This is a genomic window from Streptomyces justiciae (assembly GCF_015163075.1).
GTDB lineage: Bacteria > Actinomycetota > Actinomycetes > Streptomycetales > Streptomycetaceae > Streptomyces > Streptomyces justiciae.
Genome location: NZ_JADDXU010000002.1, coordinates 779,232 through 805,877, shown reverse-complemented (window position 1 = coordinate 805,877; position 26,646 = coordinate 779,232). Strand labels below are relative to the sequence as shown.

The 26,646-nt window shown below is 73.4% G+C and carries 25 protein-coding genes and 1 riboswitch; of the genes, 12 read left to right on the top strand and 13 right to left on the bottom strand.

Going from position 1 to position 26,646, the window contains the following annotated elements; translation table 11 throughout:
- Positions 1-21: 21 nt before the first annotated feature.
- The 12 genes from IQ210_RS07705 to IQ210_RS07650 form a co-directional block, all read right to left on the bottom strand.
- Positions 22-1,764, bottom strand: a complete 1,743-nt coding sequence (locus IQ210_RS07705) for a hypothetical protein (RefSeq protein ID WP_194078079.1) — start codon at positions 1,762-1,764, stop codon at positions 22-24.
- A 4-nt stretch (positions 1,765-1,768) separates the two neighbouring features.
- Positions 1,769-2,470, bottom strand: coding sequence for a soluble NSF attachment family protein (locus IQ210_RS07700; protein WP_194078078.1), 702 nt, complete (start codon positions 2,468-2,470; stop codon positions 1,769-1,771).
- Positions 2,467-2,748 carry a hypothetical protein gene (locus IQ210_RS07695; protein WP_194078077.1) on the bottom strand — a complete coding sequence of 94 codons (282 nt, stop codon included), beginning with the start codon at positions 2,746-2,748 and terminating at the stop codon, positions 2,467-2,469. The genes IQ210_RS07700 and IQ210_RS07695 overlap by 4 nt, the downstream gene beginning before the upstream one ends.
- A gap of 165 nt (positions 2,749-2,913) precedes the next feature.
- Entirely contained in the window at positions 2,914-3,729 is an 816-nt protein-coding gene (locus IQ210_RS07690; protein ID WP_194078076.1) for a hypothetical protein, read from the bottom strand.
- A 54-nt stretch (positions 3,730-3,783) separates the two neighbouring features.
- Positions 3,784-4,938: an AAA family ATPase gene (locus IQ210_RS07685; protein WP_194078075.1), complete on the bottom strand. Its 1,155-nt coding sequence runs from the start codon at positions 4,936-4,938 to the stop codon at positions 3,784-3,786.
- Positions 4,935-6,800, bottom strand: a complete 1,866-nt coding sequence (locus IQ210_RS07680) for an ATP-binding protein (RefSeq protein ID WP_194078074.1) — start codon at positions 6,798-6,800, stop codon at positions 4,935-4,937. Before IQ210_RS07680 ends, IQ210_RS07685 begins: the two co-directional genes overlap by 4 nt.
- Positions 6,797-7,699, bottom strand: coding sequence for a hypothetical protein (locus IQ210_RS07675; protein WP_194078073.1), 903 nt, complete (start codon positions 7,697-7,699; stop codon positions 6,797-6,799). Before IQ210_RS07675 ends, IQ210_RS07680 begins: the two co-directional genes overlap by 4 nt.
- Entirely contained in the window at positions 7,647-8,714 is a 1,068-nt protein-coding gene (locus IQ210_RS07670) for a JAB N-terminal domain-containing protein (protein WP_194078072.1), read from the bottom strand. Before IQ210_RS07670 ends, IQ210_RS07675 begins: the two co-directional genes overlap by 53 nt.
- Positions 8,704-10,179, bottom strand: a complete 1,476-nt coding sequence (locus tag IQ210_RS07665) for a ubiquitin-conjugating enzyme E2 (protein ID WP_194078071.1) — start codon at positions 10,177-10,179, stop codon at positions 8,704-8,706. The genes IQ210_RS07670 and IQ210_RS07665 overlap by 11 nt, the downstream gene beginning before the upstream one ends.
- Positions 10,176-11,267 (bottom strand): HesA/MoeB/ThiF family protein, encoded by a 1,092-nt coding sequence (locus IQ210_RS07660; RefSeq protein WP_194078070.1) that lies wholly within the window; start codon positions 11,265-11,267, stop codon positions 10,176-10,178. The genes IQ210_RS07665 and IQ210_RS07660 overlap by 4 nt, the downstream gene beginning before the upstream one ends.
- Complete coding sequence (locus IQ210_RS07655; RefSeq protein WP_194078069.1) at positions 11,264-12,013, bottom strand: hypothetical protein; 750 nt, start codon at positions 12,011-12,013, stop codon at positions 11,264-11,266. The genes IQ210_RS07660 and IQ210_RS07655 overlap by 4 nt, the downstream gene beginning before the upstream one ends.
- Before the next feature lie 266 nt (positions 12,014-12,279).
- Positions 12,280-13,155 (bottom strand): effector-associated domain EAD1-containing protein, encoded by an 876-nt coding sequence (locus tag IQ210_RS07650; RefSeq protein WP_194078068.1) that lies wholly within the window; start codon positions 13,153-13,155, stop codon positions 12,280-12,282.
- Positions 13,156-13,363: 208 nt separating this feature from the next.
- Here IQ210_RS07650 and IQ210_RS07645 point away from each other — a divergent pair, with 208 nt between their 5' ends.
- From IQ210_RS07645 to IQ210_RS07630, 4 genes are read left to right on the top strand one after another with little or no spacing between them, the layout of a single operon-like run.
- The gene (locus IQ210_RS07645) at positions 13,364-15,490 is read left to right on the top strand and encodes a serine/threonine-protein kinase (protein ID WP_194078067.1); all 2,127 of its coding nucleotides are present in this window, start codon (positions 13,364-13,366) and stop codon (positions 15,488-15,490) included.
- Complete coding sequence (locus IQ210_RS07640; protein WP_194078066.1) at positions 15,487-17,322, top strand: hypothetical protein; 1,836 nt, start codon at positions 15,487-15,489, stop codon at positions 17,320-17,322. Before IQ210_RS07645 ends, IQ210_RS07640 begins: the two co-directional genes overlap by 4 nt.
- A gap of 10 nt (positions 17,323-17,332) precedes the next feature.
- A complete protein-coding gene (locus IQ210_RS07635) occupies positions 17,333-18,607 on the top strand; it encodes a hypothetical protein (protein WP_194078065.1) in 1,275 nt (424 codons plus the stop codon).
- Entirely contained in the window at positions 18,604-19,182 is a 579-nt protein-coding gene (locus IQ210_RS07630; protein WP_194078064.1) for a hypothetical protein, read from the top strand. The genes IQ210_RS07635 and IQ210_RS07630 overlap by 4 nt, the downstream gene beginning before the upstream one ends.
- A 13-nt stretch (positions 19,183-19,195) precedes the next feature.
- Here the strand turns inward: IQ210_RS07630 and IQ210_RS07625 are convergent, their stop codons facing one another.
- Positions 19,196-19,603 (bottom strand): CoA-binding protein, encoded by a 408-nt coding sequence (locus IQ210_RS07625; protein ID WP_194078063.1) that lies wholly within the window; start codon positions 19,601-19,603, stop codon positions 19,196-19,198.
- A gap of 75 nt (positions 19,604-19,678) precedes the next feature.
- Positions 19,679-19,877, top strand: a riboswitch (cobalamin riboswitch).
- Between the two features lie 71 nt (positions 19,878-19,948).
- Here IQ210_RS07625 and IQ210_RS07620 point away from each other — a divergent pair.
- From IQ210_RS07620 to IQ210_RS07585, 8 genes are all read left to right on the top strand, one after another.
- Entirely contained in the window at positions 19,949-20,965 is a 1,017-nt protein-coding gene (locus IQ210_RS07620; RefSeq protein ID WP_194078062.1) for an ABC transporter substrate-binding protein, read from the top strand.
- Complete coding sequence (locus IQ210_RS07615; protein ID WP_194078061.1) at positions 20,962-21,975, top strand: FecCD family ABC transporter permease; 1,014 nt, start codon at positions 20,962-20,964, stop codon at positions 21,973-21,975. Before IQ210_RS07620 ends, IQ210_RS07615 begins: the two co-directional genes overlap by 4 nt.
- Before the next feature lie 40 nt (positions 21,976-22,015).
- Positions 22,016-22,786, top strand: a complete 771-nt coding sequence (locus tag IQ210_RS07610) for an ABC transporter ATP-binding protein (RefSeq protein WP_194078060.1) — start codon at positions 22,016-22,018, stop codon at positions 22,784-22,786.
- A 195-nt stretch (positions 22,787-22,981) separates the two neighbouring features.
- Positions 22,982-23,686 (top strand): hypothetical protein, encoded by a 705-nt coding sequence (locus IQ210_RS07605; protein ID WP_194078059.1) that lies wholly within the window; start codon positions 22,982-22,984, stop codon positions 23,684-23,686.
- Positions 23,683-24,228 carry a SixA phosphatase family protein gene (locus IQ210_RS07600; protein WP_194078058.1) on the top strand — a complete coding sequence of 182 codons (546 nt, stop codon included), beginning with the start codon at positions 23,683-23,685 and terminating at the stop codon, positions 24,226-24,228. The genes IQ210_RS07605 and IQ210_RS07600 overlap by 4 nt, the downstream gene beginning before the upstream one ends.
- Positions 24,225-24,656: a DUF6210 family protein gene (locus IQ210_RS07595; protein WP_194078057.1), complete on the top strand. Its 432-nt coding sequence runs from the start codon at positions 24,225-24,227 to the stop codon at positions 24,654-24,656. Before IQ210_RS07600 ends, IQ210_RS07595 begins: the two co-directional genes overlap by 4 nt.
- A gap of 42 nt (positions 24,657-24,698) precedes the next feature.
- On the top strand, positions 24,699-25,325 hold the full coding sequence (locus IQ210_RS07590; protein ID WP_194078056.1) for a YigZ family protein: 627 nt from the start codon (positions 24,699-24,701) through the stop codon (positions 25,323-25,325).
- Positions 25,326-25,376: 51 nt separating this feature from the next.
- Positions 25,377-26,540, top strand: a complete 1,164-nt coding sequence (locus IQ210_RS07585; RefSeq protein ID WP_194078055.1) for an exonuclease SbcCD subunit D — start codon at positions 25,377-25,379, stop codon at positions 26,538-26,540.
- The last annotated feature ends 106 nt before the right edge of the window (positions 26,541-26,646 follow it).

Here is a 26,646-nt window from a genome sequence, read left to right as displayed (position 1 = left end):
CGGCGCCGAAACGTGCTGCCGTCACCGGTCCTCCGTCCCCTCCAGCGCCGCCTGTTCGAACAGGCGGGCCGCCTCCAGTGGGTCGCCCGCTGAACGGTACGCCTCGGCGGCGGCCTCGTGGTCGCCCAACGCCCTTAGTCGCGTGGCCCGTTCGAGCGCTTCGCCGGGGTCCTGGTGAGGTGTCGGGGCCGGCCCCTGGGGCGTGCCCGTCGCGCCGGCCAGCGCGTCCAGGGCGTCGAGGAGTTCGCGGCCCGCCTTGGACAGGCCCGTCGAGACCGCGACCGGGTCCGGTGGGGCCCACAGGGCCCACAGGGGCACCATCGGGGCGAGCGGGAAGCGGTGCCGGCCGCCGTGCCAGCAGACGACCGCCGACGTGCCGTCGAGGCCGAACAGGCGGGCGCGGGCCGCGGGCGGCAGCGGGGGCGTGAGCGTGTGCCCGGACTCCAGGAACAGGCTGCCGGGACCGATCCGGCACAAGGGCACCCCGAAGGGCAGGTCGCGGGCCAACCCGGCCGGTTCCAGGAGCAGATGATGGCCGGGGCCGGGCAGCAGGAAGCCCGCCTCGCCCAGGGGGCGGCCCGGCAGATACCGCCGTAGCAACGGGAGTTCGTCGTCGTGCAGCAGGACCGCGTCGACCGCGGTGGGCGCGTGCACGTCGGCCATCAGCCGTATCTCCGCCGAGGGTGCCCCCTCCGGCAACACGTAGGAGGCGGAGGGTGGTTCGGGGGCCACGCCGATCAGTTCGGCCGGTATCGGTGAGGGCGTGCCGAGCGGCTCCAGCCTTAGCGGTGGCCACTCCTCGACGTCCCCGATCAACCACAACTCTCCTTGCGGTACCGGGGAGTACAGCAGCGCGTCGTCGACGGGAGGGCGCAGTCGTACGTCCAGCAGCAGGCGTTCGCAGGCGGCCACCGGGCGGCACACCGAGGTGCGGGGAAGCGCGGAGAGGGCCACGAGCAGCGCGTGCGGGATCTCGTCGGGCGATGTCAACAACAGGACTGTCGCCTCGCGTTGAGGTGTCTCCGGGCTGTCCAACGGGCGGGCCCGCACCGCGAGCGTCGACACCTCCACACCGAAGGTCAGAGCCTGGCGGGCCACGGAGGACAGGAGTTGGGGTGCCGCGAGGACGTGCAGCGTGGGGTGGGTGGTGCGGTCCGGTGGGGAGAGGGGGAGGCGGGAGACCAGGTCCACCGTGTCGAGCCGGGGCCAGGACAGCACCTCTGCCAACTGGTGCGGCCCGCCGCTGCGTTCGGCGAGTGCGCCGTGCCCGAGCACCGGCCGGGGCTCCCCGCCGTGCAGTGTCAGGAGGTCGGTGCCGACGGCCGGGCCGATGACGCTGAGCAGCCAGACGGCCCCGCCGCCCGGCTCGACGTGACAGCTCCACTCCGCCGCCCCGGCCCGGTGCAGCGCCTCGATCGCGCCCAGAATCCGGTGCGGGGCGGGGAAACGGGCGGCGACCCGCCAGTCGACGACGGGGGAGGAGGTGTACGACACCGGCGGCACCGGGATCGGCGGCTCCTCCTCCGGCGGACGTGCCGGGCGCACGCTGAAGGGGACGCCGTGGTCGTGGGCACCGTTGGACTGGTGCGGCGGCCGGGGCTGGGGGCGGGCCGGAGGCGGCTGCGGGGTCGGTGGGGCCGGTGGCGGGGCTCCGCGCGGGGCGGGGCGGGCCACGATCGGCGTCGGCGGAGTGCCGGAGGAGGGCGCGTTCTCCGGCGTGATGCGGTTCAGCAGCCGGCGCAGAGGGCTTTCGCTGCGTTCCATGGAATCAGGGACCTTCCGCCCGGCCGGCCTCCGCCGCGACGCCCGCCTCCACGGGCGGCCCGGACGGCAGCCAGGCGGCGGAGCCGAGCCGCTCGCCGGCCCACTCCCGCCAGCGGTTCAGCACGTCGCCGCCGCCCTGGCCGTCGTAGGCCGCACGGAACAGCCGTGCCCCCCAGTCGAACCGTTCGACGCGGTCCGCGGCCTCGACGCCCCAGTCCAGCATCAGACGCCGCTCGGTGCGCGAGGCCAGGGCGGGCAGACGGGCCTCCACGCGCGGGAAGAGGTCGAGGAGGGGGCCCGGCGGGCCGCCGCCGAGACGGTCGGCGAGGGCGCGGGCGAGTTCGAGGCGGAGCTGCTGCGGGCCCTTGCCGACGGTGTCCGCGGCGGCGAGGAGCCTGCGGGCGGGGGCGATGTCACCGGCCAGGAGGAGCTCCCAGGCGGCTTCCAGTCTGCGGCCGCGCTCCTGCCAGCAGCGGGCGGCGAGTTCGGGGCGGCCGAGGAGCCGGTAGCAGCGGGCCGCCTGCTCCGGGTGGCCGGCCTGCCGGTAGGTGCGCGCGGCGTGCTCCAGGTCGCCGGCGCGTTGGTAGGCGTCGGCCGCCGACCACTGCCAGCCGAGGAGGTCGTAGCAGCGGGCGGCCTCGGTGTGCGCCTGGGCCTCGGCGTAGCAGCGCGCGGCCTTGAGCAGCAGCCGGGTGCGCCGGCTCATGTGGTCTCCCGCTCACCCGGCTCGGGACCCTCGGTCTCCTCGTCCCGGTCGTGCGCCGGGGTCTGCGGTGTCGGGTCGTGCCGCCACAGCGGCGGCTCGTCGAACGGCGAGATCTCCTCGACGTCCGGTCTGCGCGCCAGGACCTGCCCCAACTCGGCGCTGATCCGGTCGTGTTCGGCGTCGTGGTCGGGACCGGAGCCGGTACCGATGTCGTCCACCTGGAACAGCTCGACCTCTCCGGTGTCCGTGTTGAACCGGAACCGCACCCGCACCCGCATCGATCAGTTCTCCCTCCGGGATCAGTTCCCCACGCCGCCGAAGCCGATCTCCAGCGGGACGCCCCTCGCCGCCGGAACCGATCTCCAGCGGGACGCCCCTCGCCGCCGGAACCGATCTCCAGCCGGACTCCCCTCGCCGCCGAAGCCTCCGAGCGGGTCCGGAGTTCAGTTCGCCATCCCGTCGACGTCGATGTCGAGCTCGAACTCGATGTCGATGCCGCCGTCGGACTCCTCCTGCCGGATGCCGGTGGCGCCGTGCTGCCGGGCGAAGTCGAGCAGCGCCCGCTGGTAGGCCGTGGCCAGCACCCCGTTGACGGCCCGCAGCCCGTCCTGGCCGAGCCGGGTGATGCGCTCCCGGTTGCGGGCCTCCAGATCGGCCCGGACCCGCTCGCGCTCCTCCGCCAGCCGGGCCCGCGCGTCGTCGTCGGCGGCCCGCTGGAGCCGGGCCTCCGCCGCGGCGGCCGCGGTGGTCGACTCGCGGCTCGCCTGCACCCGCAGCCGCCCCGCCAGCTCACGCGCCCGGCGCACGGCGTCGGCCTCGGCGACCGCCTGCGCCTCGCGCTCGGCCACCTCACGGGTGCGTCCGGCGAACCCGTCGGCGTAGTACCGCCCTTCACCGCTGCCGGTCGCCTGTTCGCGGACTGTGCCGCGCAGCGTCTCGGCGGCGTGGCCCTCCACGGTGACCTGGTCCTCCAGACGGGCGGTGACGACGAGTTCACCGGTGGCCGGGTCGTAGCGGACCCGGCCGTCCGTCAACTCCAGGACATGGCCGCCTCCTTCGGCGCGCCAGCCCTCGGCCGTGGTGAGCGTGGCCTCGAAGACCTGCCGGGTGGCCTGCCCCAGCGTGCCGCCGAAGGGGTGGCGCACCTCCAGCTCGCTGACCACGGAGTCGCTGGCGCTGGCACGCCGCTCCAGGGCCAGTTCCCACGCCTCGACGACTTCCCTGGTGGCTTCGACACGGACCCTGCGCGGATTGCACATAGAGTTGGTGTCCCCCTGATTCCGCGGCCGGGCGCGGGCGCCCGGAGGTGTGCGTCAGCCCTGGTCCAGCAAGGCCAGAGTGTTGTCGATGATACTCGCGAGCTCCCTCTCGCCCTCTCTGTTGCCCGGAACCGCACGCCTCAACTCCAGCCTCAGGGCATTGAGTTGACGCAGGACGCGTTCCACGGACGCGGGCGGCGACCCGGCGCCGACCTGGCGGCCGAGGACGCGCGCCTCGGAGACCAGGCGTTGTACGGTCCGGGCGGGCTCGTCGGGGTCCTCGGCGGGGCCGCCGGTGCGACGGCGTACCGCCTCCTGTACCACCGGCGCGTGCGCCGGGTCGGACCAGAAGTGTTCCAGCGGCCACAGGTCGGGGGCCTCGGCCCGGACCCGCTCCTCGCGCAGCGCCGCCGCGGCGACGAGCCGCAGGCCCCGGATGATCCTGCGGTCGGACAACGTCACGCCCTGGCCGAGGAGTTCACGGACGAGCTCGGCGTACTCGGGGGTGACCTCGCTCAGATCGGCGTGCGCCAGCTGCCGGCCGAGGCGGTCCAGGGTGGCCGGGTCGATCCACGCGTGCTCGTCACCGGCGGACGTGCCGCGGCCGGGCGCGGAGCCTTTCTCCAGGAGCTCGTCCAGCCGGTTCGCGGCCACCGGCGGGATCGTCAGCCGCAGCAGGAACCGGTCGGCGAAGGCGAGCAACGAGGGGTCCTGCGGAAGGGAGTTGGCCGCGCCGACGAGCGTGATGAGCGGGACGGCCTCGACGTCGTGGCCGTTGTGGAACACGCGCTCGTTCATCACCGTCAGCAGCGTGTTGAGGATCGGGCTGCCGCTCTGGAAGATCTCGTCGAGGAACGCGACATGAGCCTTCGGCAGCATGCCGTCGGTGCGGAACCGGTACTGGTCGCCGTTCTGGAAGGCGGGCACGTCCACCGGCCCGAACAGCTCCGCCGGTTCCGTGAACCGGGTCAGCAGCCGTACGAAGGGACGGCTGCCGAGCCCCGACGCGAACCGGCTGACGAGGTCCGTCTTGCCGGTGCCGGGCGGCCCGAGCAGCAGCACGTGCTCGTGCGCCAGCACCGCGACCTCCAGCAGGTCCAGGGCGAGCCGCCGCCCCACGAAGTGCTGGTCGATGCTGCGGCCGAGCGCCTTGAGACGTCGTACGGCATTGAGGTCGTCGCCACTCCAGGTGGCCGTCGCGGTGCTCATCGGCGCTCCGAGATCATTTCCAGGCGGCCCTGCTGGAGCCGTCCCACCAGCCAGCCCAGCCGGCGGGCGTCCGGTTCGATGCCGTGCATGTGGCGGCCGACGAACGCGTCCCGCATCAGCGAGCGCAGCTCGTCGCCGTTGCGGCCCGCGGTCGCCTCGGCGATCAGCTCCAGCACCTCGTCGTCCAGGGAGATGTGGTAGCGGCCCGCGTGGTGACGCAGGATGGCGCGGCGGGCGGTGACGTCGGGCAGCGAGATGGCGATGGAGCGGAACCGGCTCGGCCGCAGCAGCGCCTTGTCGATGATGTCGATGCGGTTCGTCGTGCCGATCACCAGCATCGGCACCTCGGGCCGGAAGCCGTCCATCTCGGTGAGGATCTGCGCGACCACGCTGTTGCCGGCCCGGCTGCCGCCGTCGGGGCGGTTGCTGCGCTCCATGGTGATCGCGTCGATCTCGTCGAAGACGATGACGGAGGGCGCGCTGCGCCGCGCGGAGGCGAAGATCTCCCGCACCTTGCGCTCGCTCTCACCGACGTACATGTCGGTGACCTCGGGCCCGGACACCACCTGGATGGTGGCGTTCATGCCGTTGGCGATGGCCTTCGCGAAGAGCGTCTTACCGGTGCCGGGCGGGCCGTAGAAGATGATGCCGCGCGGGACGAGTTCGGAGCGCACCTCCTCCATGTCGTCGGGCAGGCTCTGCGCACCGCTGATGATGGCGAGCGTCTGCCGGATCTCGTCCTTGACCTCGTCGTAGCCGCCGATGTCGTTCAGCGTGACGTTGGGGACCTCGAAGTGCGAGGACTGCTGCGCCTTGAACGTCAACAGCGTCTCCCGCAGATCCTGTTGGGTGGCCCGCTTCGGCTGCGTCCGGTGCTTCTCGTGCGCGTACCGCATGGCCTGGCGCAGTCGTACGGGGTTCATGCCGGCGACGTGCTTGTAGAACTCGCGCGGCTGGAACCCCTCGAAGGTCTCCGCCTCCTCCCGGGTCACGAGGGCGGCCCCCAGGAGTGTCTCCTCGGTCTCCGGTGTCTTCACCTTCGGTGGCAGACCGCTGAGGGTGACGCGGGCGCTGAACCGCTCGGCCAGCACGTCCGGCAACGGCAGGGTCGGGTCGGCGAAGGCGAGGACCAGCTGGTCGGGGAAGGCGTAGAGCAGCTCGACCAGTTCGCGCGCCTCGGCGTGCCGGCCGATGTCGGCGCTGCCGGCCAGCAGGTCGAGGTGGGTGAGGACGATGACGTCGCCCTCCTTCAACTCCTCCAGCTGGGCGCGTAGTCGGGCCAGGCGGCGCTGGCGGGTGTTCATCGACGCGCCGTTCATGTCCCCGACCGGGTCACCGGAGCCGCGGCCGCTCTCGTCCTCCTGCGAGTCGTCGTCGAGCCGGATGCCGCGGCACTCGGCCAACGTGACCATCTCCTCCCACAGATGGGTCACGATCAGCTTCTCGCTGATGACGAGCACCGGCAGCCGGCTGCGCAGCAGGGACGCCACGCGTTCGATGTGCGGGTAGTAGGCGAGGCGGACGGCCTGGGCGTCGGTGATGCGGTCCGGGTGGTCGGCCTGCTCGGGCTCCTGCGCCGCTTCGACGCCGGGAGCGGGGGGCTTGGTCAGCGAGGTCGGCGCCGGGGCGGCCGTGATTCCCGGGGGCGCGAACAGCGAGGTGCCCGGGGCGAGTTCGGACCGCAGCCGGATGTCGGCGGCGAAGTCCGACCAGGGCCGGTCCAGCAACTCCTCGTCCAGCGGGTCGAGCAGCCATACCTCGCAGGAGGCCAGCACCTCCCGCAGCGGACGGTCGCCCGCGGTGCCGAGCAGGTCCATCCGGTCGCCGTGGTCCGCGGTGGCCAGGCGCAGCGCTCTGGTCATCGGTCCAGCACCTCGCGCAGCGCCTCGAACTCCCTTACCCGGCCGTAGATGCGGTGCAGTTCCGTGCCGATGCGGTAGCCGCTCAGCAGCGGGCGGCGGCGCAGCTCGTCGGGATGGCGCCGGGCCAGCACGGCCAGGGGCTGCCACCAGTCGAGCGTGGCCCGCGCCCACTGGCCGCGGGCGTCGTCCGCGAGCAGCCGGGCCGCGCTGTCGCGCGCCAACTTCCGTACGTCGTCGGTGAGTCGGCGGTAGTGGCCGCCGTGGTGCAGCAGCGCCGTCTCGTACACCTCGTACACGACTGTTCTCTCCCCCGGGGTGAAGCGGAACCGGCGCAGCAGCGCCGCGCGGTGACGGGCGGTGGCGGGCGAGGACGGCGGTGCGGCGAGGCCCGCCACCGCCGCGCGTCTGCCCTCGGTGTGGTCGAGGAACCGGTCGAGGAGCTGCCCGCAGCGCTCCTCCGTGCCCGGCGGAGGGTGGTCGAAGAGAGCCGTCAGCGGCGAGGCGCGCAGCAGTTCCGTGCGCAGCTCGGCGTTGACCGGGGTCGCCGACAGGGCGCGCCCCACGAGACCGTGACGGGCCATCAGATCACGTACGGTGCCCGAGCCGCCCACGCCCTCGGCCACCAGCAGGGCCGTCGGCGGATCGTCCCGTAGCGCCAGGGCGGCCGCGACCATCAGCGGCTCCAGGCCCGTCGGCCCGCGGTCGCCGAGGGGCGGGTCGGACAGGTGCAGCCGGGCCGCGGTGACCCGGGCCAGCCGTTCGAGGAGGACGACCGGGTCGTCGTCGGTCTCGGGCGGCCGCGCCGAGGTGGTCGGAGGCGGCACCAGGGTGCCGTCGGGCGCCGGTTCAGTGATGGCCCAGTGAAGGATGCGTACTGCGGTGGCTGTCAGGGTCGTCATCGAGGTTCCGGATCGGACAGGGTGCCATCCAGTCGTCGGAGGAGGCGTAGCAGGTCAGTACCCGTCGGCGCGAGGTCAGGTTGATCAGGGCGGCCACCTGCCAGGGGCGTCGGAAGGTGTCGCGGTGCAGGTCGATGTCGGTGCGGGACAGGCCGATGGTGCGCTCGGTCTGGAACAGATGGGTGTGGTACCAGCCGACGAGCTGGCGGTCGCCGAGCGTCCGGCTCATCGCGCGGAACGAGTCCCCGGTGAACGTGAAGTGCATCAGCGAGGCCCCCGAGTGCTCGGCGGGCAGCACCTCGTCGACGATCACCGCGTGCAGCGCGGGGTCGTCGGCCCGCCGGAAGGCCCGGCCGACCAGGAAGCCGCCCTCCTCGATCTCGGTCGACAGCTCCATCTCCATCATGCTGCGCTGCACCCCGGTGCCGAGCAGCACGGTCACCGGCGCCCCGGTGTCGCTGAGCGTCACCCCGTACTCGGCCAGGTCGAGCAGCGGGATCTCGGGCTCGGCCGCCGGGCGGATGCCGAACGGCAGCCGGGTGGAGCGGGAGACGTCGATGTCGTCCGTGCCGTCCACCACCGGGGGCAGCCGCTGCGCCGACTCCCCGTCCTCGGGCGAGGGCAGCCCGGCGATCCGGAACGCCCACTGGCGCTCCTCGGGGGAGATCTCCCGGGCCAGCCGGGCGAGCACCGGGCCGACGAGCGAGTTGACGGAGTAGGGCTTCTGGTAGACCACGCGTCCCTCCATATGGATCGCGACATGGATGTACCCGAAGTCGGCGCGGAGATTGGTGAGGTGGAGATCTCCCTCGTACGTGTCGGCCCCAGGGGTCTCGGAGCTCTCGGGCTCGTAGGTGTCGGGTCCGGGGTCGTTGCGCAGCATCAGCACGAAGCGGGGCCGGCCCTTGAAGGGGGCCGTCTCCGCCGCGAAGGCCGGCTTCAGCAGCGCGATCAGCGGTTCGGTGCGCACCAGTTGGCGTGACTCGCCCTGGAAGAGCTCGATGTCAAGTGCCATCGGCCGCCCCGTCCGTCCGCCGTATCCGCAGCGCGCCGACGCGGAGCGCGCCGTCGTCCGGCGGCGGGGCAGGCACCGGCGGCTTGCCCCCGATGGCCTCGATCATGGCCGCACCGTCCTCCGTCGTGGCCCACAATGCCGCGATTGGGTTGAAACTGTCCGAGATCTCGTAATTACGATACCCAGCCATGTCCACGAGCATCTGGCACAGTTGGCCGAAGTCGAGGGCGGGGCGCCAGGAGTGCGCCAGCACGCCCAGGCACACCGCCCCTTCGGCCTCGGGGTACTGCGGGTCGGGTCCCTTGATGTTCGGGTGGAAGATCGGGCTCAGCCAGAAGACGGCCGGGGCGACCAGCGGGAAGTCCGGGCCCAGCAGGATCAGCAGGTTGTGCTTGTCCTGCGTCTCCGGACGCGGCAGCGCGCTCTCGCTCTGCTGTTCCGGGAGCCGCAGCCCCGGCCCCTTGAAGCGGATCTCGTAGTCGGTGGGGAACTCGGGGTCGTCGGTGTCGACGATCTCGAAGTCCTCGTGCTGGTCCGCGTAGCGGTGCATCTCCTCACGGACCCGGATGATCGCCTGCATCCGCAACTCGGCGTGCCCGGCGGTCGCTTCGGGATACACGTTGAGCGTGTCGCCCTCCCGCACCCCCGCCTCGTGCAGGGACTGCGCGGGGTCGAGACGGCGGAAGCTGCCGTCCGGCTGCTGATGGTCGACGACGGTGCGCGGGCGGCGCCCCATCCGGCCCTCGTAGTGCGCCAGCACGGCGGCGGCGATGTCCCGCACCGGAGTGATCGACGGCACGCCCGCCAGGTCGTAGGGCTGCTGGTCGGGGCCGTTGACCCGGAGCGCCTCCAGCAGATAGGGCCGGTGGTCGTAGACCTCCTGGAGGATCTCCAGGTCCGCCGGGGCGCCCGCCGCGATCAACTCGCCGCGCACACCCTCGATCTGACCCAAGGTCAGTTCGCGGGTCAGCGACATCGCGATCTGCCCGACCTGGGCCTCCTCGCCCTGGCTGACGAAGAACAGCTCGGCGCGGGCGTCGAGGCGGCGCACCTCCTCGATGAACGACGCGTGGTGCGTGCTGCACACGAAGACCAGCGTCGGGTAGGTGTCCGGCTCCGGTTCGGCCTGCGGAGCGGCGGTGGGCGTCGGACCGGCGGGCGGCGGGACGCGGTGCTGCTCGGCGCGCGGCGGCTGCGGGGGCTCGGTGACCGGTTCCAGCGCTTCGACGGAGGCGCGGAAGAGCGCGTTGCCCGGGTACTCGTTGTGCACGGCGCGCGCCAACTGGGCCTCGCCGTCCACGAGTACGCCCGCGTCGATCAGCCGACGCGCCTCGGACCAGTAGACCCGGGCGGTCGCGTCCACGGACGGCAGCCGGCTCTCCGGGAAGCCGATGGTCCGCAGGATGATCTCGCCCTCGCGCGGGTTGATCACCCGCTCCAGCTCGTTGTACAGCTCGTCCCTCACAGGACACCCTCCGTCGTCGCGCGCCGTGCCTCGGTCAAGTCGCCCGGTATGCCCTGCCGTTCCTCCTGGAGGGCGGCCAACTCGACGTACCGCAGCCCCGACCCGTCCCGTCGGGCCACGGGCAGTACTTCACGCGGCGCCACCCCCAGTGCGCTCAGCCGCGCCGAGGCGGGCGCGGACCGCAGCCGGGTGGTGACGGCGCGCACCGCCGCCCGCCGCCGCACCGGCCTGCTGAATCCTGCCCAGGCGAGCGGCTCTTCGTGCACGTCGACGTGGTCCAACAGGTCGGCCACCGTGGCCTCGTGGTCCAGCGGCAGCACCGGGACGGCCGCGGGGAGCCGTTCGTGCAGCGGGCAGTCCGGGTCGGGCAGCTCGGGCGACGGGGCGCCGGACAGCGGTACGGCGAACCCGGCGGCGTCGACGCGCAACGGCGCGTCCGGCACGGACAGTCCCAGCAGCAGTCGTACGGCGAAGTCGGCGAGCCACGCGCCGACCAGCGCCGACACCGGAGCCGAGGCACCCACCTCGGCGGCCGGATCGGGCGCGGCGCACGACCACGGGTCGTCCTGCACCGCGCGCTCCGCCGGGCCGAGACCGCAGGCCCGGCAGCGTCCGCCGGGCGGGTACCAGGAGACCTCGCCGCCCCACGCGTGCGTGCCGCCGTCGAGCATGCCGGTCCCGGCGAGCGTGCACCGCCCGGCCAGGGAGATCCGGGCGGCCCGGCTGTCCAGTGCGCTCACCACCAGGTCGGCGTCCCGCAGTTCGGCGAGCCCCGTCCCGGAGACATGCGGCGCCTCACGGGCGTCCACGATCGTGCCGGGCGCGAGGTCCGCCAGCGCCCCGGCCAGCACCTGCGCCTTCGGCCGGCCCACGTCCGCCGCGCGGAACAGCGGGCAGCGGCTGAGGTTGCTCACCGCGACCGTGTCCGGATCGCACACCACCAGCCGGCCGAGGCCCGCCAACGCCAGCGTCTGGGCGACGGTGTTGCCGAGTGCCCCGGCGCCCGCGAGGACGACCGTGGCGTCGGCCAGCCGCTTCTGGTCCCAGCCGGGGATCAGCGCGTGCCGCGCGAACCGGTCGCCGGTCACCGGGTGTCCCGCGGGGAGTTGAGCATGAGGCACGGCACTCCGGGATGCTGGGCCTTCCAGTCGTCGTAGCAGACCAGCCCGTGGTCGGGGTCGCGGTGGACGGCGCTCGCGCAGTTCGGTGCGTCGGGTGCGCAGGTGCAGTGGATGACCATCTCGTCCGGCCGGAAGGTGTGCCCGCACACCCAGCAGCGGTGCCGGGTCGGCGCCCCGTCGCCCGGGCCCGGGTGGAGTCGGAGCAGGGGATGTCCACGACGCAGCCGGACGGTGTTCAGCTCCGGCGGCGGGGGATTGGCCTCGTCGAGGCCCTGGTGGAACAGCTCGGCCGACGCGGAGGACTGCTCGCCCGCCTCGGGGTTGAGGCAGTCCAGGCGGCGGCTGCGGTGCTTGAGGACGACACCGGGGCCCGCGTCGGCGCGCTCGATGGAGATCTGCTCGCCCAGCCGGAAGGAGTGGTGGCAGACCGGGCAGGTGGTCCCGGCCGAGCCGAGCTTGCGCAGCAACTGGGAGGTGACGACGGTGACCTCCTCGCCGGGCTCGCCGTCCGGCTGCGGCACGTCGACCGCCTCGCGGCGCCCGCCGGCCTGCCCGAGCAGGAAGTCGTACGCCGCCGGACTCGGCCCACCCTCGGCCGCGTCCCGCACCCCGGCCTCCGCCCGCTCCCGCTCCTGACTACGCCGCCGCCGCTCGGCGACGTTCACCCCGGCGGGCACATGGACACTCACGGTACGGGGCCGCTGCTCACTCATACGGCGCCGCCCTTCCGGAGGGACCGCCGGGTCGGGGACCGCTGCTCACTCATGCGCGGCCGCCCTTCTGGAGGGGCCGCCCGCTCGGGGACCGTTGCTCGCTCCTGCGTCGCCGCCCGTCCGGGCGAACGGCCCGGTCGTACGGTGATGTCCTCGCGCGTGCTGTCCCGTTACACCGCGTCGCCCGACCGGCCCCCCAAGTTCCGCGCGCTGCCCCGCCACGCCGCGTCGCCCTCCCGAAACCCCGCCTTCCGCGCCCCGCCCCGTCATACCGCCCCGCCCTCCCGGAACCCCACCTCGCGTCGCAGGTCCGGTCGTCCGGGGCGGCCGAGGCTCACGCCTGCTCGGGCCTGTTTGAAGGCGCCCTCCCAGGACTCGCCGAGGGCGAGGGCCGCGTAGTAGTCCTGGCAGAACGTGAGCGCGTCGTCGTCGTCCAGCTTCGCGGGGGAGCCGATGACCTCGCCTACGTAGGGTCTGACGACGTCCAGGTACCGGCCCAGATGGCAGGCGTTGAGGACGGCGACCGGGACCCCGCCCACCGCCTCCAGGACCGCGCCGAGCGCCTCCGCGCGCACCGGCGCGACCGAGCCGTCGTCCCCCTCCAGCAGCAGAGCGCCGTCGGCGGAGCCGTGCCCGCCGTAGTGGAGGACGTCCGGCTTGTGCTCGGTGAGCGCCGGGATCAGGTCGCGGCGCCGGGTCGCGGCCGACAGCCGGATGTCGAGGACGCGGCGACGGCCGCGCCGGGCGGCCTCCTCGATGGTGCGGTACTCGTGCCGCAGCTGGAGCTGGGACGCCTCCCGGGGGCCCGCGAGCAGGCACAGCACGGTCAGCCGGCCGTCCGGCGATCCGTCCGGCGTCTGCGGCTTCGCGAACCGGCCCAGCACGTCGTTGGTCGGGAAGTCCCGGTGCGCCGCCCGGAGGAGGTCCTCCAACGTGAAGCCGAACGCCCCGTGCTCGATCGTCAGACAGATCCGGAACCAGTGACCGAGCGGTGCCTGGGAACCCCCGAAGGGCGGCAACCGGGTCAGATCGGCACCCAGCCCGCGCAGCAGCAGCTCGGCGCTCAGCGGGTCGGCGTACAGCTCCGCGAGCACCCGCAGCACCCCGTCCCGCTGCAACTGCCCCGCCGTCAGTGCCGCCATGTGCCGCTCCCCCCAGCCTCAGGTGCTCCGACTGTACCGGCCCCGGTCATACCCCCGACTGGGCTTTCGCCAACCGGAGTTGATCAGTCGTCAGGAACTGGTGAACGCCAGGTGCACTCATTTTGATGCTCTGCCTGAAGCACCCGTCGGCTGGGCAACGTTCTGTGATAGTTGGTGTTCGGGAGGGCTACGGGGAGGAGACGCGGGGGTGGTGGAGTTCCGGGGCCGACGGCCCGGTTCGGGGGACGGGGAAGAGGCGGTCTTCAGCCTCGAGGAGGACATGGGGGAGCAGGCCCGCCTGGAGCTGCCGCCCTTCCGGGTACGCCGCTACCGCAGGCTGCCCGGCCGGCACCCGGTCATGGTGCAGGAGGCGGTCGGGCCGGAGGCCGAGCGGCGGATGCGCCGCCACTTCGAACTCTTCGGCAGCCTCGCCGACTTCCACGGCCCGCATCTGCCGCGTCAGCTCGCCCACGTCCTCGCCTACGACGACTCCGAGCGCCCGCACCGGCTGCTGCTGGACTGCCGGGGCGTCCCCCTGTCCGGCTTCGAGACCCCCGACGTGCTGCACGGGCCGCGGCTGCGCGGTGTCGTGCAGGACCTGTTCGAGGCCGTCGCCGGGCTGCACGAACCCCGCCTGGTGCACGGCCGGATCAGCCCCGAGCACCTGTGGTGGGACGAGGCGGAGGGGCTCCAACTCGCCGGTCTGGACGGAGCCGTGTACGCCACCGAGCCGCTGCCCGACCGCCCGGCGACCGAGTGGGACGCGCCCGGCTTCCGCCCCGGGCTGCCGGCCTCGGCCGACCAGGACGTGCTCAGCGCCGCCCTCGTGGCGTTCTGGATGGCCACCGGCGAGACCCTGCCGCGCGGCTCCTCCCGCGAACACCTCCACGCCGTCCTCGACCAGGGTCACGAGGAATGGCTCCAGGAACTCCTGCGCGCCGCCTTCCCGTTGGGTTCCGCCGTCTCCCCGCCCGCCCGCGAACTGGTCCGCCGCCTCGTCGACGGCGCCGCGCCGAACGGCCTGTTCGAGCGGCCCCTCGCGGAACAGGCCAAGCGCCGCGAGACCCTCGCCCGCGAGGAGTTCCGCGCCCTGCGCGCCCGCCAGCGCACCGGCGCCGGCAGCCTGCGCGCCAACGGCTACGCCCCGCCCGCGGTCCAACCGCCCGGCTGGTGGCGCCGGATGGGTCGCCGGCTGCGGATCGTCACCGACCGGCCGCTGCCCGCCCTCGGCCCCGTCGAGTGCCCCATGTGTCTGCGGGCGCTGAACTGGGACACCGCCGAGCGGGTCGTCCTCGACGCCTCCGGCGGCATGCTCCCCGAGGCAGACCTGCCCACCCACTCCGACGCCGAGCGGGACGCCCAGCTCGCCCGCACCTACGTGGTCTGCCCCGGCAACGACGACGTGCCCCAGCACGAACTGCCGTACCGCTACCCCCTGTTCGGCACCGAACCGGTCCGCATCGGGCTGGTCGGCGCGTCCAGCACCGGCAAGTCCCACCTGCTGGCCGCGATGATCGACCAGGCCCGCAAGTCCACCGTCATGGCCCGCTACGGCCTGCGTGTCGAGGCCCTGGACCCGCAGCGTTACCACCTCTACCTCAACGAGGTCGTCGCCCCCTTCATCGACGGCCGCCAGGAACTCGTCGCCACCGCCGACCGCCCCGAACTGCGCTACTCCACCGGCCTCGTCGTCACCGACGAGCACTCCGGCCGCTCGCACAGCGTCGTCTTCTTCGACGTGGCCGGCGGCCGCCTGGAACGCCCCGGCCGCGAGTCCGACTTCCTCAACCGGCTCAGCGCCCTGCTCTGCGTCGTCGACCCGACGCGGGTGTACGGCCTGACGTCCCAGGGCGGTACGACCGGACGCGACCCGGCGTTCGAGCACGTCCGCCAGCGGCTGCGCCAGCAACAGGCCAACCCGGCCCTGCCGTTCCTGCCGGTCCCGTGCGCCCTCGTCGTCACCAAGAGCGACCTGCTGCGCTTCCGCGGCTACCGCGAGATCGACGGCTGGCTGCACGAAAAGCCGGACGCCGAAGCCGACTTGAGCACCGTCGAGCGGGAGAGCGAGGACGTCTACGCCTTCCTCGGCGCCCGCGGCGGCGGCGATTGGCTGCAACTCGCCGGCGAGTGCCAGGGCTCCACCCTGCATCTCGCCTCCGCCACCGGGACCGGCCCCCGAGCCCAGACCGACCAGGCCGCGGCCCGCCGCTTCGACGAGGCCCTCTTCCGCCAACACCGGGTACTGCGACCGCTGTTGGCGCTGCTCGCCATGAAGGGCGTCATGACGGGACCGGCCGCCGACGCCCTGCTGCTGGGACGGGGGCCCGGCACATGAGCCTGCCCGCGCGCGGCGGCCTGCGCGCCGACATCACCGTCTACCAGTGGTCCGAGCGCTCCCTCACCGGCCGCGGTGACGTCGGCCCGGTCGCCACCTCCCTCGACCGCGAGGCGCTGCTGCGCTGGAACAGCCGTATCGAACACCTGGTGTGGGCCAGCCAGGAACACCCCGGCGACACCACCCCCGGCTTCGTCTACTTCCGCCACGAGAACGAGGCCGCCGTCCTGCGCAAACTCCCGGTCCGCGACCCCAACGGCCGCGCCGGTTCCACCCTCACCCACGTTCTGACCGGCCCGGCCGGCGGCATCGACCTGCACCTCGCGCTCGCCGCCTGCCGCAGCGACTGGGACGACTGGCTGCCGCCGCCCGTCCGGCAGAGCGCCCTCCTCGACGGCCAGGCGGCCCGGGGCAGCGGCGCCGAGCGCCTGGAGCGGGTCCCGCTGGACCTCGTACGGCAGTTGCTGGTCGAGGAGCAGCGACTCCTCGGCGCCCTCGACACGGCGGCCGAGGACGTGCCCGACGACCTGCTCGTGCGCCTCGCCGAGGCGCTCATGGAGCAGCCCGGGGCACCGCTCACGGTGGTGGGTTCGCCGGTGGACGGCGAGGTCGTCGTGCACGCGCTGGCCGGGCTGCTGGGCCGGGTCGTGCTGGGCAGCTGGGGCTTCGCCACCCGGGAGGAGAACGACGCGGCGAAGGACCTGCCGCAGTTCGTGTTCGTACGGGGCGACGGCACCGGAACCCGCCACTCCACCCGGCGCCGCGTCGACGCCAAGGCCGACCCCGGCCCGCCCGGCCCCCTGCGCGACCAGGCCGCACGCCTCGTCGCCTTCCAGCGGCGCCGCGGCACCGGCGCGCTCACCCGGCTGCTGCCGGACCAGCCCATGGCCAACCCCTCGAAGATCCGCGAGTGGGCGGCCGGACACCAGGTCGCCCCCGGGCTGATGAGCGATGTGATGAGCCTGCTGGAGGCGGCCCCGCACGGCGACCTGTCGGACCGCGAGGACGCCTACCTGCGCAGCGCCGCCGCGATCCCCCGGATACAGCTGGAACTCGACCGGGCCACCGAGGGACAGCTGGCCCGCCTGCTGGCCCTGTGGCGCCCGGACTCGCTCGAACTCCAGCCCTACCGGCATCTGCGGGAGGAGATCCACACCTGGGCGCTGCACCGCGCCTTCGACGGCGGCGGCCGGGACCTGCTGCGCGAGCTGTCCCTGGCGCCGCCCGGCGGGCGGGTGGTGTACCGGGTGCTGGAGGAACGGCTGGAGAGCGCCGCGCGCCGGCAGGCCGACTTCGACGTCCTGCCCCTGCTGCGGATCGCCCTGCAGATCGGCGCCTCGCAGGCCGTGCTGGACGACATGATGCGGGTGCTCGTGACCCGCTTCTCCATGGCCTTCCTGATGAGCGAGGTCGACCGGATCAGCCGGATCGCCCCGGCGCAGGCCCGCACCCTGCTGGAGAGCTGCGCCCGGCGCCGCCCCGGCAAGGAACGCCACCACCCCTTCGACGTACTGCGCCGCACCCAGTTCCACGCCGAGGCCGTGGACCGGATGGCGCCCCAGAACCCCTGGCAGGCAGTGCACCTGTACCGGCTGCTCCTGTTGTGCACGACGGGGGAGCAGCTGGGCCAGCGCGAGGTGCTGGACGTCCTGGAGGCGGCGGGGCGTAACCCGTCGCCCGCCCTGTTGCAGGCGCTGCTCGACGGCTGCCGGCGCGGCAAGGCACAGGACACCGTCCACGCCGTCGTCGTCCAGCAGTACTTCCGGCAGCATCTGCCCGCCCGGCCGCACGACGGAGACCACGGCCCCGACCGCCGCGGTCCCCGGAACTGAGGGAGAGGTCTTGTCCAGCAGGAAACCCGCCACACATCAGCCCGCGCCCCCGGCGCCCGAACCCTCTGGGGCGCTCAGGGCGGCCGCCGACCGGCTGACCGAGCTGGCCGGCGAGTGCCCCGAGGAGAGCACCGGGCGCTCGGTGCTGACCTGGATCGCCGACGACGCCCGGGCCGGCGGCCGGGCCCTGTCCGGTGTCAATCTGCTGCACGCCTACCCGCCCGACGCGCTGGTGCCGGACGACGAGCCGCGCCACAGCGGGCTGATCGCCGTGGTGTCGACCGCGCGGGACGTGTCCGTCTTCCTGCCGATCGTGCTGACCTGGCTGTCCCTGTGGTTCGCCTTCGGGGACTTCGAGGACTCCGCGAAGGGCACCAACTTCCTGAGGCTGTGGGCGTCGGGCTTCGGCGGCACCGCCGTGCTCCTCGTGGTGCTGCTCATCGGCGGGGTGGTCCTCGCCACGATGTGGCTGCAACGCCTCGAATGGGCCGCCCAGCACGAGGCGTCACGCGAACGGCTGCGCACCCGGATCGCCGGACAGCTGACCGTCCTCACCATGGAGCTGTCCAAGCACGCCGTCCTGGAGGCCCAGGTCGTACCGGCCGGCCAACTCGTCGGCATCGCACGGGACATCACCCGCAGCACCGCCGAACTCTCCCGCACCCTCTCCGACAGCGCCGACCGCATGGAGCGGATCTTCGCGCCCGGCCCCGAAGGCAGGTTCGTCACCGCCCTCGACCAGTGGACCCGCTCCGCGGGCGAGTTGGGCGAGATGGGCCGCTCGCTGACCGTGCCGCACCAACTCCTGCGCGACTTCGCCAAGATGCGCGACGACCTGCGCGGCGACGAACAGGCGACCCGGGAGTCCCTCACCCGCCTCCTCGCCGAACTGCGCCGCGCGGCGGGCAGCTCCCAGGAGGCCAACCGGGTGCACGCGACCGTCGCCGACGAGGTCACCGAGACCACTCGCAGGGTCGGCGAGGCCATGGGCGTCCTCAACGACAACAGCGAGCGCATGTACGCCTACATGGACGCGCTGGAGCGGATCCTCGCGCTGCTCCAGAACGACCGGCCGGTCAGCTCCGGGCCCGTGCTCACGCCGATGTCGAACTCCGGCGGCGCCTTCACCGGCCCGTACAACGGCAACGGCGGCGGGCATCCCGGTGCTGGTTCCCCCGGCGGCACCACCGCCGCTCCGGCGCCGCCCGCGCCGCCCAGTCCCGACCCCGGCACGCTGTCGCCGCGCCGGCCCGGTGACGACTGGTACGGCGGGGAACAGCGGTGAGGCGACGCCCGCCGGGCGCCGGAATCGCCCCGCGCCATCTCGCGGGCTGGCTCTTCGCGGACCTGTTCCTGGTGCTGTTCGTCGTCGTGCTCGGCATGGTCGCCTCCGACGGCGCGGGCGAGACGGGCGCGAAGAAGTCCCCGAAGGCGTCCGCGTCCCCGTCGTCCTCCGCGTCGCCCTCGCCCTCGCGCACGGCGAAGGGGCCGACGGGGCTCGACCCGAAACGGCACACCATCGCGGTGTCCCTGTCCTCGGGCGCGACCGGCCGCGCCGCCGGCAGCGGAGGCCTGAACGCGGCCGACCGGAAGAAGATCATCGCCGCCCTCGACAAGGAGATGGGCAAGAGCGGCGACGGCCGTCGCATCGGCATGGTCATCACGTTCGGCGTCGCCCCGCAGGCGATGCTCGGCGCGGCGACGGACCTCGCCGAGGACGTCAACGCCACCCTCAAGTCCCGCCGTCCCCAAGCCTTCTGCGGCGGCAACGTCGGCACGCGCCCGTTCTGGTCCGGGGGTTCGGCGGACCGGGTGGAGATAGAGCTGTACTACATCAACGCGTGCGAGGGCGGCCGCTAGGACGCCGGGGCGCTCAGCCCAGGCGCGGGATCTCGATCGCCGGGCACCGGTCCATGACCATGTCCAGCCCGGCGGCCCGCGCCCGGTCGTACGCCGCCTCGTCGATCACGTCGAGCTGGAACCAGACCGCCTTGGCGCCCTTGGCGATCGCCTCGTCGGCGACGGGGCCGGCGAGGTCGCTGTTGACGAACACGTCCACGACGTCGACCTCGAAGGGGATCGCCTCCAGCGAGGGGTATCCCTGCTCGCCATGCACGGTCTCCGCCTTGGGATGCACGGGCACGATCCGCTTGCCGTACCGCTGGAGCACCTCGGCCACGCCGTAGGCCGCCCGCCGCCGGTTGGAGGACAGGCCGACCACCGCCCAGGTGTCACCGCTCTCGGTGAGGATCTTGCGGACCGTCGCGTCGTCGCCGTACACCGTGGGTCTCCTTGAAGGTCTGCGTTGCCGGGCCTTTCCGCACAACAGTGCGCCGCTCCCGCTGATTCCCCGCCGTGATAGCTTGCCGAGGCCAGTCGAACCCATGTACGTGGGTCAGGGAATCCGGTGCGAATCCGGAGCTGACGCGCAGCGGTGAGGGTGACGGGCGGGGCCTTTCGCCACTGGAGGGCCGTACGAGTCGTACGGCGTCCGGGAAGGCGCCCCGATCCGGAGGATCCCGAGTCCGAAGACCTGCTGGCGGCCCCCGCGGTCGGTGGACGGCGGGGGAGACCCGTACGACCGGGCTCCGCGTTCGAGCCCTCGACGACTGAGGAACCGACTCCCGTGCCCCACGCACGCGCTGCCCTGCTGACCGCGGGCGCCCTGCTGCTGACCGCCTGCTCCGCGACCGACGCCTCCGACGCCGCCGACACCCCGAAGGCCGCCGTCACCCTGAAGAACTGCGGTCACACCGTCCGCGTCGACTCCCCGCCGAAGCGGGCCGTCTCCCTCAACCAGGGCACCACCGAGATCATGCTCTCCCTCGGCCTCGCCGACCGGATGGTGGGCACGGCCACCTGGACCGACCCCGTGCTGAAGGGGCTGGAGAAGGCGAACGCGAAAGTGACGCGCCTCGCCGACAACGCCCCCTCCTACGAACGGGTCCTGGAGACCGAGCCCGACTTCGTCGCCGCCTCCTTCGTCTCCACCCTCGGCAAGGGCGGCGTGGCCACCCGGGAGCAGTTCGAGAAGCTCGGCGTCCCGACGTACGTCTCCCCGTCCGACTGCGCGGGCAAGGACAACTCCGGTGACGGGGACGGGGCGCGTAAGCAGGCCCTCGGTATCGACGCCGTCTACGGCGAAGTCCGCGACCTGGCAGCCGTGTTCGGGGTGGAGGACCGCGGCGAGAAGCTGATCGCCTCCCTCAAGCAGCGGATGACGAAGGCCACTTCGGGCCTCGAGGCCTCGGACGTGACCCTCCTCTACTGGTTCGCCAACTCCGACTCGCCCTACATGGCGGGCTGTTGCGGCGCCCCCGGCGTCATCACCCGGGCCCTCGGCGCGAAGAACGTCTTCGACGACACCCATGAGGAGTGGCCGCAGATCAACTGGGAGAGCGTCGCCGACCGCGACCCGGACGTCCTCGTCATCGGCGACCTGACCCGCAAGTCGCAGACCGCCGAGTCGGCCGCGAAGAAGATCGCCTTCCTGGAGTCCGACCCGGTCACCAGGAACATGGACGCGGTACGGCACAAGCGGTACGTCCTGCTCAGCGGGCAGGCCATGAACCCGACCATCCGCACGGTCGAGGGAGTCGAGAAGGTCGCGGCCGCGCTCCGCGAGTTCGGGCTCGCCAAGTGACCGTGCGGCCCCTCGCCCTGGGGGTGGCCGGGGCCCTCCTGCTGGCCGTGTCCGTCGCACTGGCCATCACGATCGGCCCGGCCGACATCCGGGTCGAGGACGTCTGGTCCACGGTCGTCGCCCATCTCGGCGTCGGCACCTCGGAGTTGACGCCGATCCGGGACGGCATCGTCTGGCAGCTGCGGCTGCCCCGCACCCTCCTCGCCGCCGTGTGCGGGGCCGGACTCGCCGTCTGCGGCGCGGTGATGCAGTCGCTGCTGCGCAACCCGCTCGCCGACCCGTTCGTCCTCGGCGTCTCCTCGGGAGCGTCGACGGGCGCCGTCGCGGTCGTGGTGCTCGGCATCGGCGGCGGTCTGGTGTCCGTCCCGGCGGGCGCCTTCCTGGGCGCCCTGGTCTCCTTCGCGCTGGTGCTGCTGCTCAGCCACACCCTCGGCGGCAGCACCGACCGGGTCGTCCTGGCCGGCGTCGCCGCGATGCAACTCTTCTCCGCGCTCACGTCGTTCGTCGTGATGACCGCCGCCGACGCCGAGACCACCCGGGGCGTGCTGTTCTGGCTCCTGGGCTCGCTGAGCGGCGCGGGCTGGACCGACGTGGGGGTGTGCGGGGCCGTCCTCGCCGTGGCGCTCGTGGTCTGCCTGTCGTACGCCCGTACCCTCGACGCCTTCGCCTTCGGTCAGGACGCCGCAGCCGCCCTCGGGGTGTCCGTCGCCCGCACCCGGCTGGTGCTGCTCAGCGTCACCGCCCTGCTCACGGCAGCGCTGGTCAGCTCCGCGGGCGCGATCGGCTTCGTGGGCCTCGTCCTGCCGCACGCCGTACGCGCCCTCGCCGGTCCCGGCCACGCGCGGCTGCTGCCGCTGTCGGCGCTGGCCGGGGCGGTGTTCCTGGTCTGGGTCGACACGCTGGCCCGTACCGTCCTCGACCCGCAGGAGGTGCCGGTGGGCGTGGTGACGTCGCTGATCGGGGTGCCGGCGTTCGTGGCCGTGCTGTACCGGACGCGGGGTGCGCGATGAGGCGCGACGCCGACCGGGTCGGCCACACGCGGGGTGCGCGATGAGCCTGCGCGCGGACCGCGTCGGTCGCACGATCGACGGTCATCTCATCCTGGACGGCGTCACCCTCGCCCCCGAGCCCGGCTCCGTCGTCGGTCTCCTCGGCCCCAACGGCTCAGGGAAATCAACCCTGTTGCGCCTGCTGGCCGGGCTCCTCGCACCCACGGCCGGAGTCGTCACCCTCGACGGCAGCCCCCTGGCGGACCTGCCCCGCCGCGAGGTCGCCCGCAGACTCGCCGTGGTCGAGCAACAAGCCGACAGCCAGGTCGAGTTGACGGTCATCGACGTCGTACGCCTCGGCCGCGTCCCGCACCGCCGCGCCTGGACCCCGGCCACCGCGCGGGACGAGGACGCCGTACGCGCCGCCCTCGCCCGCACCGGCCTCGCCGACCGCACCCACCAGCCCTGGCACACCCTCTCCGGCGGCGAACGCCAGCGCGTGCAGATCGCCCGCACCCTCGCCCAGGAGCCCCGCGAACTCCTCCTCGACGAGCCCACCAACCACCTCGACATCCACCACCAGCTGGACCTCCTGAACCTGGTGGCCGGCCTCCCCGTCACCACGGTCGTCGCCCTGCACGACCTGAACCTCGCGGCGATGTACTGCGACCACGTCGCCGTCCTGCACACCGGCCGCGTCCACGCCTGCGGCACCCCCGGCGACGTCCTGACGGAGGAGCTCATCGCCGAGGTGTACGGCGTACGGGCCGCCGTGACCAGGGACGGCGCGGACGGCCGCCCGCACGTGCGCTTCCTGGGCACCCTCGCCTGAACGTCTGTTCGGCCGGGGTGGTGGCGCTGTAGCGTTCGGGCAGTCCGCACCGTGTGGGGGTGACCGATGCCGGAGTACGACGTCCCGAGCGCACCCCTGACCAGCGGGCCCGCGAGCCCCGCAGAACCCCGCCACCCTGTCCGGAATCCGCGCCACCTGCCTGCGGACGGCCCCCGCCCCGCCTACGCTCACCCCGTGCTCCGCATCATCGACGCCCGAACCGGCGACCCCGTCGAGGCCGCCCCCACCCGCCGTGGCCTGACCCGCGTCGAGGCCCATGTGCCCGGCCTCGACGGCACCGCCCTGCGGGTCCTGCTCGTCGCCGACACCCTCGTCCGCGCCCTCGAACTCACCGGCACACCGGTCTGGGCCCGGCTCGACGCCGCCCGGCAGCGGCCCGAGGTACGGGCGGGCGCCGCGGCGCTCGGCATCCGCCCCTTCGAGGACAGCCACGACACAGGCCTCGGGGGGACGCAGGTCATTCATGTGGCGGCCGAGGGGAGCCCGACGCCGGACGGCGTCCAGGTCGCCGTCGCCCCCGTCGAGCACCCGGCGGAGGGCGCCGACCCCGACGTACTGCGGCTCGCCCTGCTGTCCCGGCGTCGAGGTCAGGCGGCGCGGCTCGACGCGGCCGCCCTCCAGGACGCCCACGACACCCTCGTACGGTGGCGTCGTGCCGTCGCCACCTGGGCGCGGGAGCCGTCCCGGCCGGTCCCCGACGAGGTGCGCGGAGAGCTGCGCGCGGCGTGGGAGGACGATCTCGACGTACCCGGCGTCCTGCGCGTCCTGAGGTGGGTCGAGACCTCCGACCTGCCGGCCGGCGCCCGCTTCGAGACGTACGCCTACGCGGATCGGCTCCTCGGCCTCGAACTCACCCGCGACATCGGCTCGCTCGCATGATCGCGCGCGCCGGAGCCGGACCGCTGCGCCGCCTCGTCGTGCTGCGGCACGCGAAATCCGCCTGGCCGGAAGGCGTCCGCGACCACCAGCGCCCGCTCGCCCCGCGTGGTCTGCGCGACGCTCCCGCGGCGGGCCGCGCGCTCGCCGAGGCCGACTGCCTGCCCGACCTCGCGCTGTGCTCCACCGCCGTACGCGCCCGGCAGACCTGGGACCTGGCCTCCGCCCAGTGGGGCACCCCGCCCCCGGTCCGCCACGACGCCCGGCTCTACGGCGCCGACGTGCCCGAACTCCTGGAGGTCGTGCACGAGGTGTCCGCCGAGGTCGAGACGCTGCTGCTGGTCGGCCACAACCCCGGCCTGGAGGACCTCGTCCTCGACCTCGCCGGCGACGGCCTCGACGACACCCTGGACACGGTCCGGGTGAAGTTCCCCACGTCGGCCATCGCCGTCCTGAGCTGGCGCGGCACGGCCTGGGAGGCCCTCACCCCGGGCACGGCGCTGCTGACGGCGGTGACGGTGCCGCGGGGGAAGAAGGCGAAGTGAGCAAGCGGTACGTGTTCCTGGACCCGGACGGCAGCGGAACCGAACGGGGCTGGGCCTTCGTGGTCGTGGCGGCGCCGACCGGCGTGGTCTACCAGACCCAGGGCGGCGGCTTCGGCTGCGTCCCGTACGAGCAGGAGGGCTATCTCATCCCCCTGTTCGGACGGGATCTCGACGACGACCTGAAGGCGATCTTCGTGGGCGAGCTGAAGGGGCAGGGCGCACGCGGCCTGGACTGGCCGCCGGAGCTCCTCGACCGGCTCCGGGACGCGGTCGCGGAGTTCCGCGTCTACGGCTCCGCGAACCGCGACGACACCTGGCCCGCCGCCCTCGCCCTGGACGAGTCCAGGCTGTCCGAGGCCGACGAGGCATGGGTGCCGGTGCTGACCCCGGACGGGCCGGGCTTCCTGGCCTGGGAGAACTCCGACTGAGGTAGGCGCAGGGCTGCCCCGGCCACGGACTAGGCTGGCCCGATGCAGGACGAGTACCGCACAGTCGCCCACGCGGGCGTGCACGAGACCGAGGTCAACCGCTCCCGCTTCCTGTGCGCCCTCGCCCCGGCGGCCACCGAGCAGGAGGCCCAGGACTTCGTCGCGGCCGTCCGCAAGGAGCACGCCGACGCCACCCACAACTGCTTCGCCTACGTCATCGGCGCCGACGGCGCGATCCAGAAGGCGAGCGACGATGGCGAACCGGGCGGCACCGCCGGCGTCCCCATGCTCCAGATGCTGCTGCGCCGTGACATGCGGTACGTCGTCGCCGTCGTCACCCGCTACTACGGCGGCGTCAAGCTCGGCGCCGGCGGCCTCATCCGCGCGTACGGAGGCGCGGTCGGCGAGGCCCTGGACACCCTCGGCAGCATCACCCGCCGCCGCTTCCGCCTCGCCACGGTGACCGTGGACCACCACCGCGCGGGCAAGCTCCAGAACGACCTGCGCTCCACCGGCCGCGAGGTCCGCGACGTGCACTACGGCGAGGCCGTCACCATCGAGATCGGCCTCCCGGACGCGGACGTACCGGCCTTCGAGGCGTGGCTCGCGGACGCGACCGCCGGGACGGCCGGGTTCGAACTGGGTGGAGAGGCCTACGGAGATGCCTGAAATGCAGGTAACCACCCGTGTTGTCAGACCCGGCCGTTAGTCTCGGGGATCATGAGACTGCTGCACACTTCCGACTGGCATCTCGGCCGGGCGTTCCACCGGGTCAACATGCTCGGCGCGCAGGCCGAGTTCATCGGCCACCTGGTCGCGACCGTGCGTGAGCGCGGCGTGGACGCCGTGGTCGTGTCGGGAGACGTGTACGACCGCGCGGTGCCGCCGCTGGCCGCGGTCGAGCTTTTCGACGACGCCCTGCACCGGCTCGCCGACCTCGGGGTGCCGACGGTGATGATCTCCGGCAACCACGACTCCGCGCGCCGGCTGGGCGTCGGCGCGGGCCTCATCGACCGCGCGGGCATCCATCTGCGGACCGAGCCGGCGGCCTGCGGGACACCGGTGGTCCTTCAGGACGCCTTCGGTGACGTGGCCTTCTATGGTCTGCCGTACCTCGAACCCGCCCTGGTCAAGGACGAGTTCGGGGTGGAGAAGCCCGGGCACGAGGCCGTGCTCGCCGCCGCCATGGACCGCGTCCGCGCCGATCTCGCCACGCGCGCGCGGGGCACCCGCTCCGTCGTCCTCGCGCACGCCTTCGTGACGGGCGGCGAGGCCAGCGACAGCGAACGGGACATCACGGTCGGCGGGGTGGCCGCCGTACCGTCCGGCGTCTTCGACGGCGTCGACTACGCGGCGCTCGGGCATCTGCACGGCTGCCAGACCATCACCGACCGCGTCCGCTACTCCGGCTCCCCGCTGCCGTACTCCTTCTCCGAGGCCGACCACCGCAAGACCATGTGGCTCGTCGACCTCGACGCCGAGGGCACGGTTACCGCAGAGCGCGTCGACTGCCCGGTGCCGCGCGCGCTGGCCCGGGTGCGCGGGACGCTGGAGGAGCTGCTCGCCGACCCCGGCCTCGTCCGGCACGAGGAGGCGTGGGTCGAGGCGACCCTCACCGACACCGTCCGCCCCGCCGACCCCATGGCCCGCCTCACCGAGCGCTTCCCGCACACCCTCAGCCTCGTCTTCGACCCCGAGCGCGCCCCGGACGACCCCGAGGTGTCCTACGCCAAGCGGCTCGCGGGGCGCAGCGACCAGGAGATCGCGGAGGACTTCGTGGCCCATGTGCGGGGCGCGGGCCCCGACACGGACGAACAGGGCGTGCTGCGGGACGCGTTCGACGCGGTGCGGGCGGACGAGACGGTCAAGGAGGTCGCGCGGTGAGGCGGCTGCACCGGCTGAACATGGGGCGAGGGCGTCCGATGAGGCTGCACCGGCTGAACATGGGGGGAGGGCGTCCGATGAGGCCGCATCGGCTCAACAACGGGGC

Coding starts and splice junctions, on each gene's coding strand:
- IQ210_RS07705 (WP_194078079.1), bottom strand. CDS start 1,764: ATGGAACGCAGCGAAAGCCCTCTGCGCCGGCTGCTGAACCGCATCACG.
- IQ210_RS07700 (WP_194078078.1), bottom strand. CDS start 2,470: ATGAGCCGGCGCACCCGGCTGCTGCTCAAGGCCGCGCGCTGCTACGCC.
- IQ210_RS07695 (WP_194078077.1), bottom strand. CDS start 2,748: ATGCGGGTGCGGGTGCGGTTCCGGTTCAACACGGACACCGGAGAGGTC.
- IQ210_RS07690 (WP_194078076.1), bottom strand. CDS start 3,729: ATGTGCAATCCGCGCAGGGTCCGTGTCGAAGCCACCAGGGAAGTCGTC.
- IQ210_RS07685 (WP_194078075.1), bottom strand. CDS start 4,938: ATGAGCACCGCGACGGCCACCTGGAGTGGCGACGACCTCAATGCCGTA.
- IQ210_RS07680 (WP_194078074.1), bottom strand. CDS start 6,800: ATGACCAGAGCGCTGCGCCTGGCCACCGCGGACCACGGCGACCGGATG.
- IQ210_RS07675 (WP_194078073.1), bottom strand. CDS start 7,699: ATGACGACCCTGACAGCCACCGCAGTACGCATCCTTCACTGGGCCATC.
- IQ210_RS07670 (WP_194078072.1), bottom strand. CDS start 8,714: ATGGCACTTGACATCGAGCTCTTCCAGGGCGAGTCACGCCAACTGGTG.
- IQ210_RS07655 (WP_194078069.1), bottom strand. CDS start 12,013: ATGAGTGAGCAGCGGCCCCGTACCGTGAGTGTCCATGTGCCCGCCGGG.
- IQ210_RS07650 (WP_194078068.1), bottom strand. CDS start 13,155: ATGGCGGCACTGACGGCGGGGCAGTTGCAGCGGGACGGGGTGCTGCGG.
- IQ210_RS07640 (WP_194078066.1), top strand. CDS start 15,487: ATGAGCCTGCCCGCGCGCGGCGGCCTGCGCGCCGACATCACCGTCTAC.
- IQ210_RS07610 (WP_194078060.1), top strand. CDS start 22,016: ATGAGCCTGCGCGCGGACCGCGTCGGTCGCACGATCGACGGTCATCTC.
- IQ210_RS07600 (WP_194078058.1), top strand. CDS start 23,683: ATGATCGCGCGCGCCGGAGCCGGACCGCTGCGCCGCCTCGTCGTGCTG.
- IQ210_RS07590 (WP_194078056.1), top strand. CDS start 24,699: ATGCAGGACGAGTACCGCACAGTCGCCCACGCGGGCGTGCACGAGACC.
- IQ210_RS07585 (WP_194078055.1), top strand. CDS start 25,377: ATGAGACTGCTGCACACTTCCGACTGGCATCTCGGCCGGGCGTTCCAC.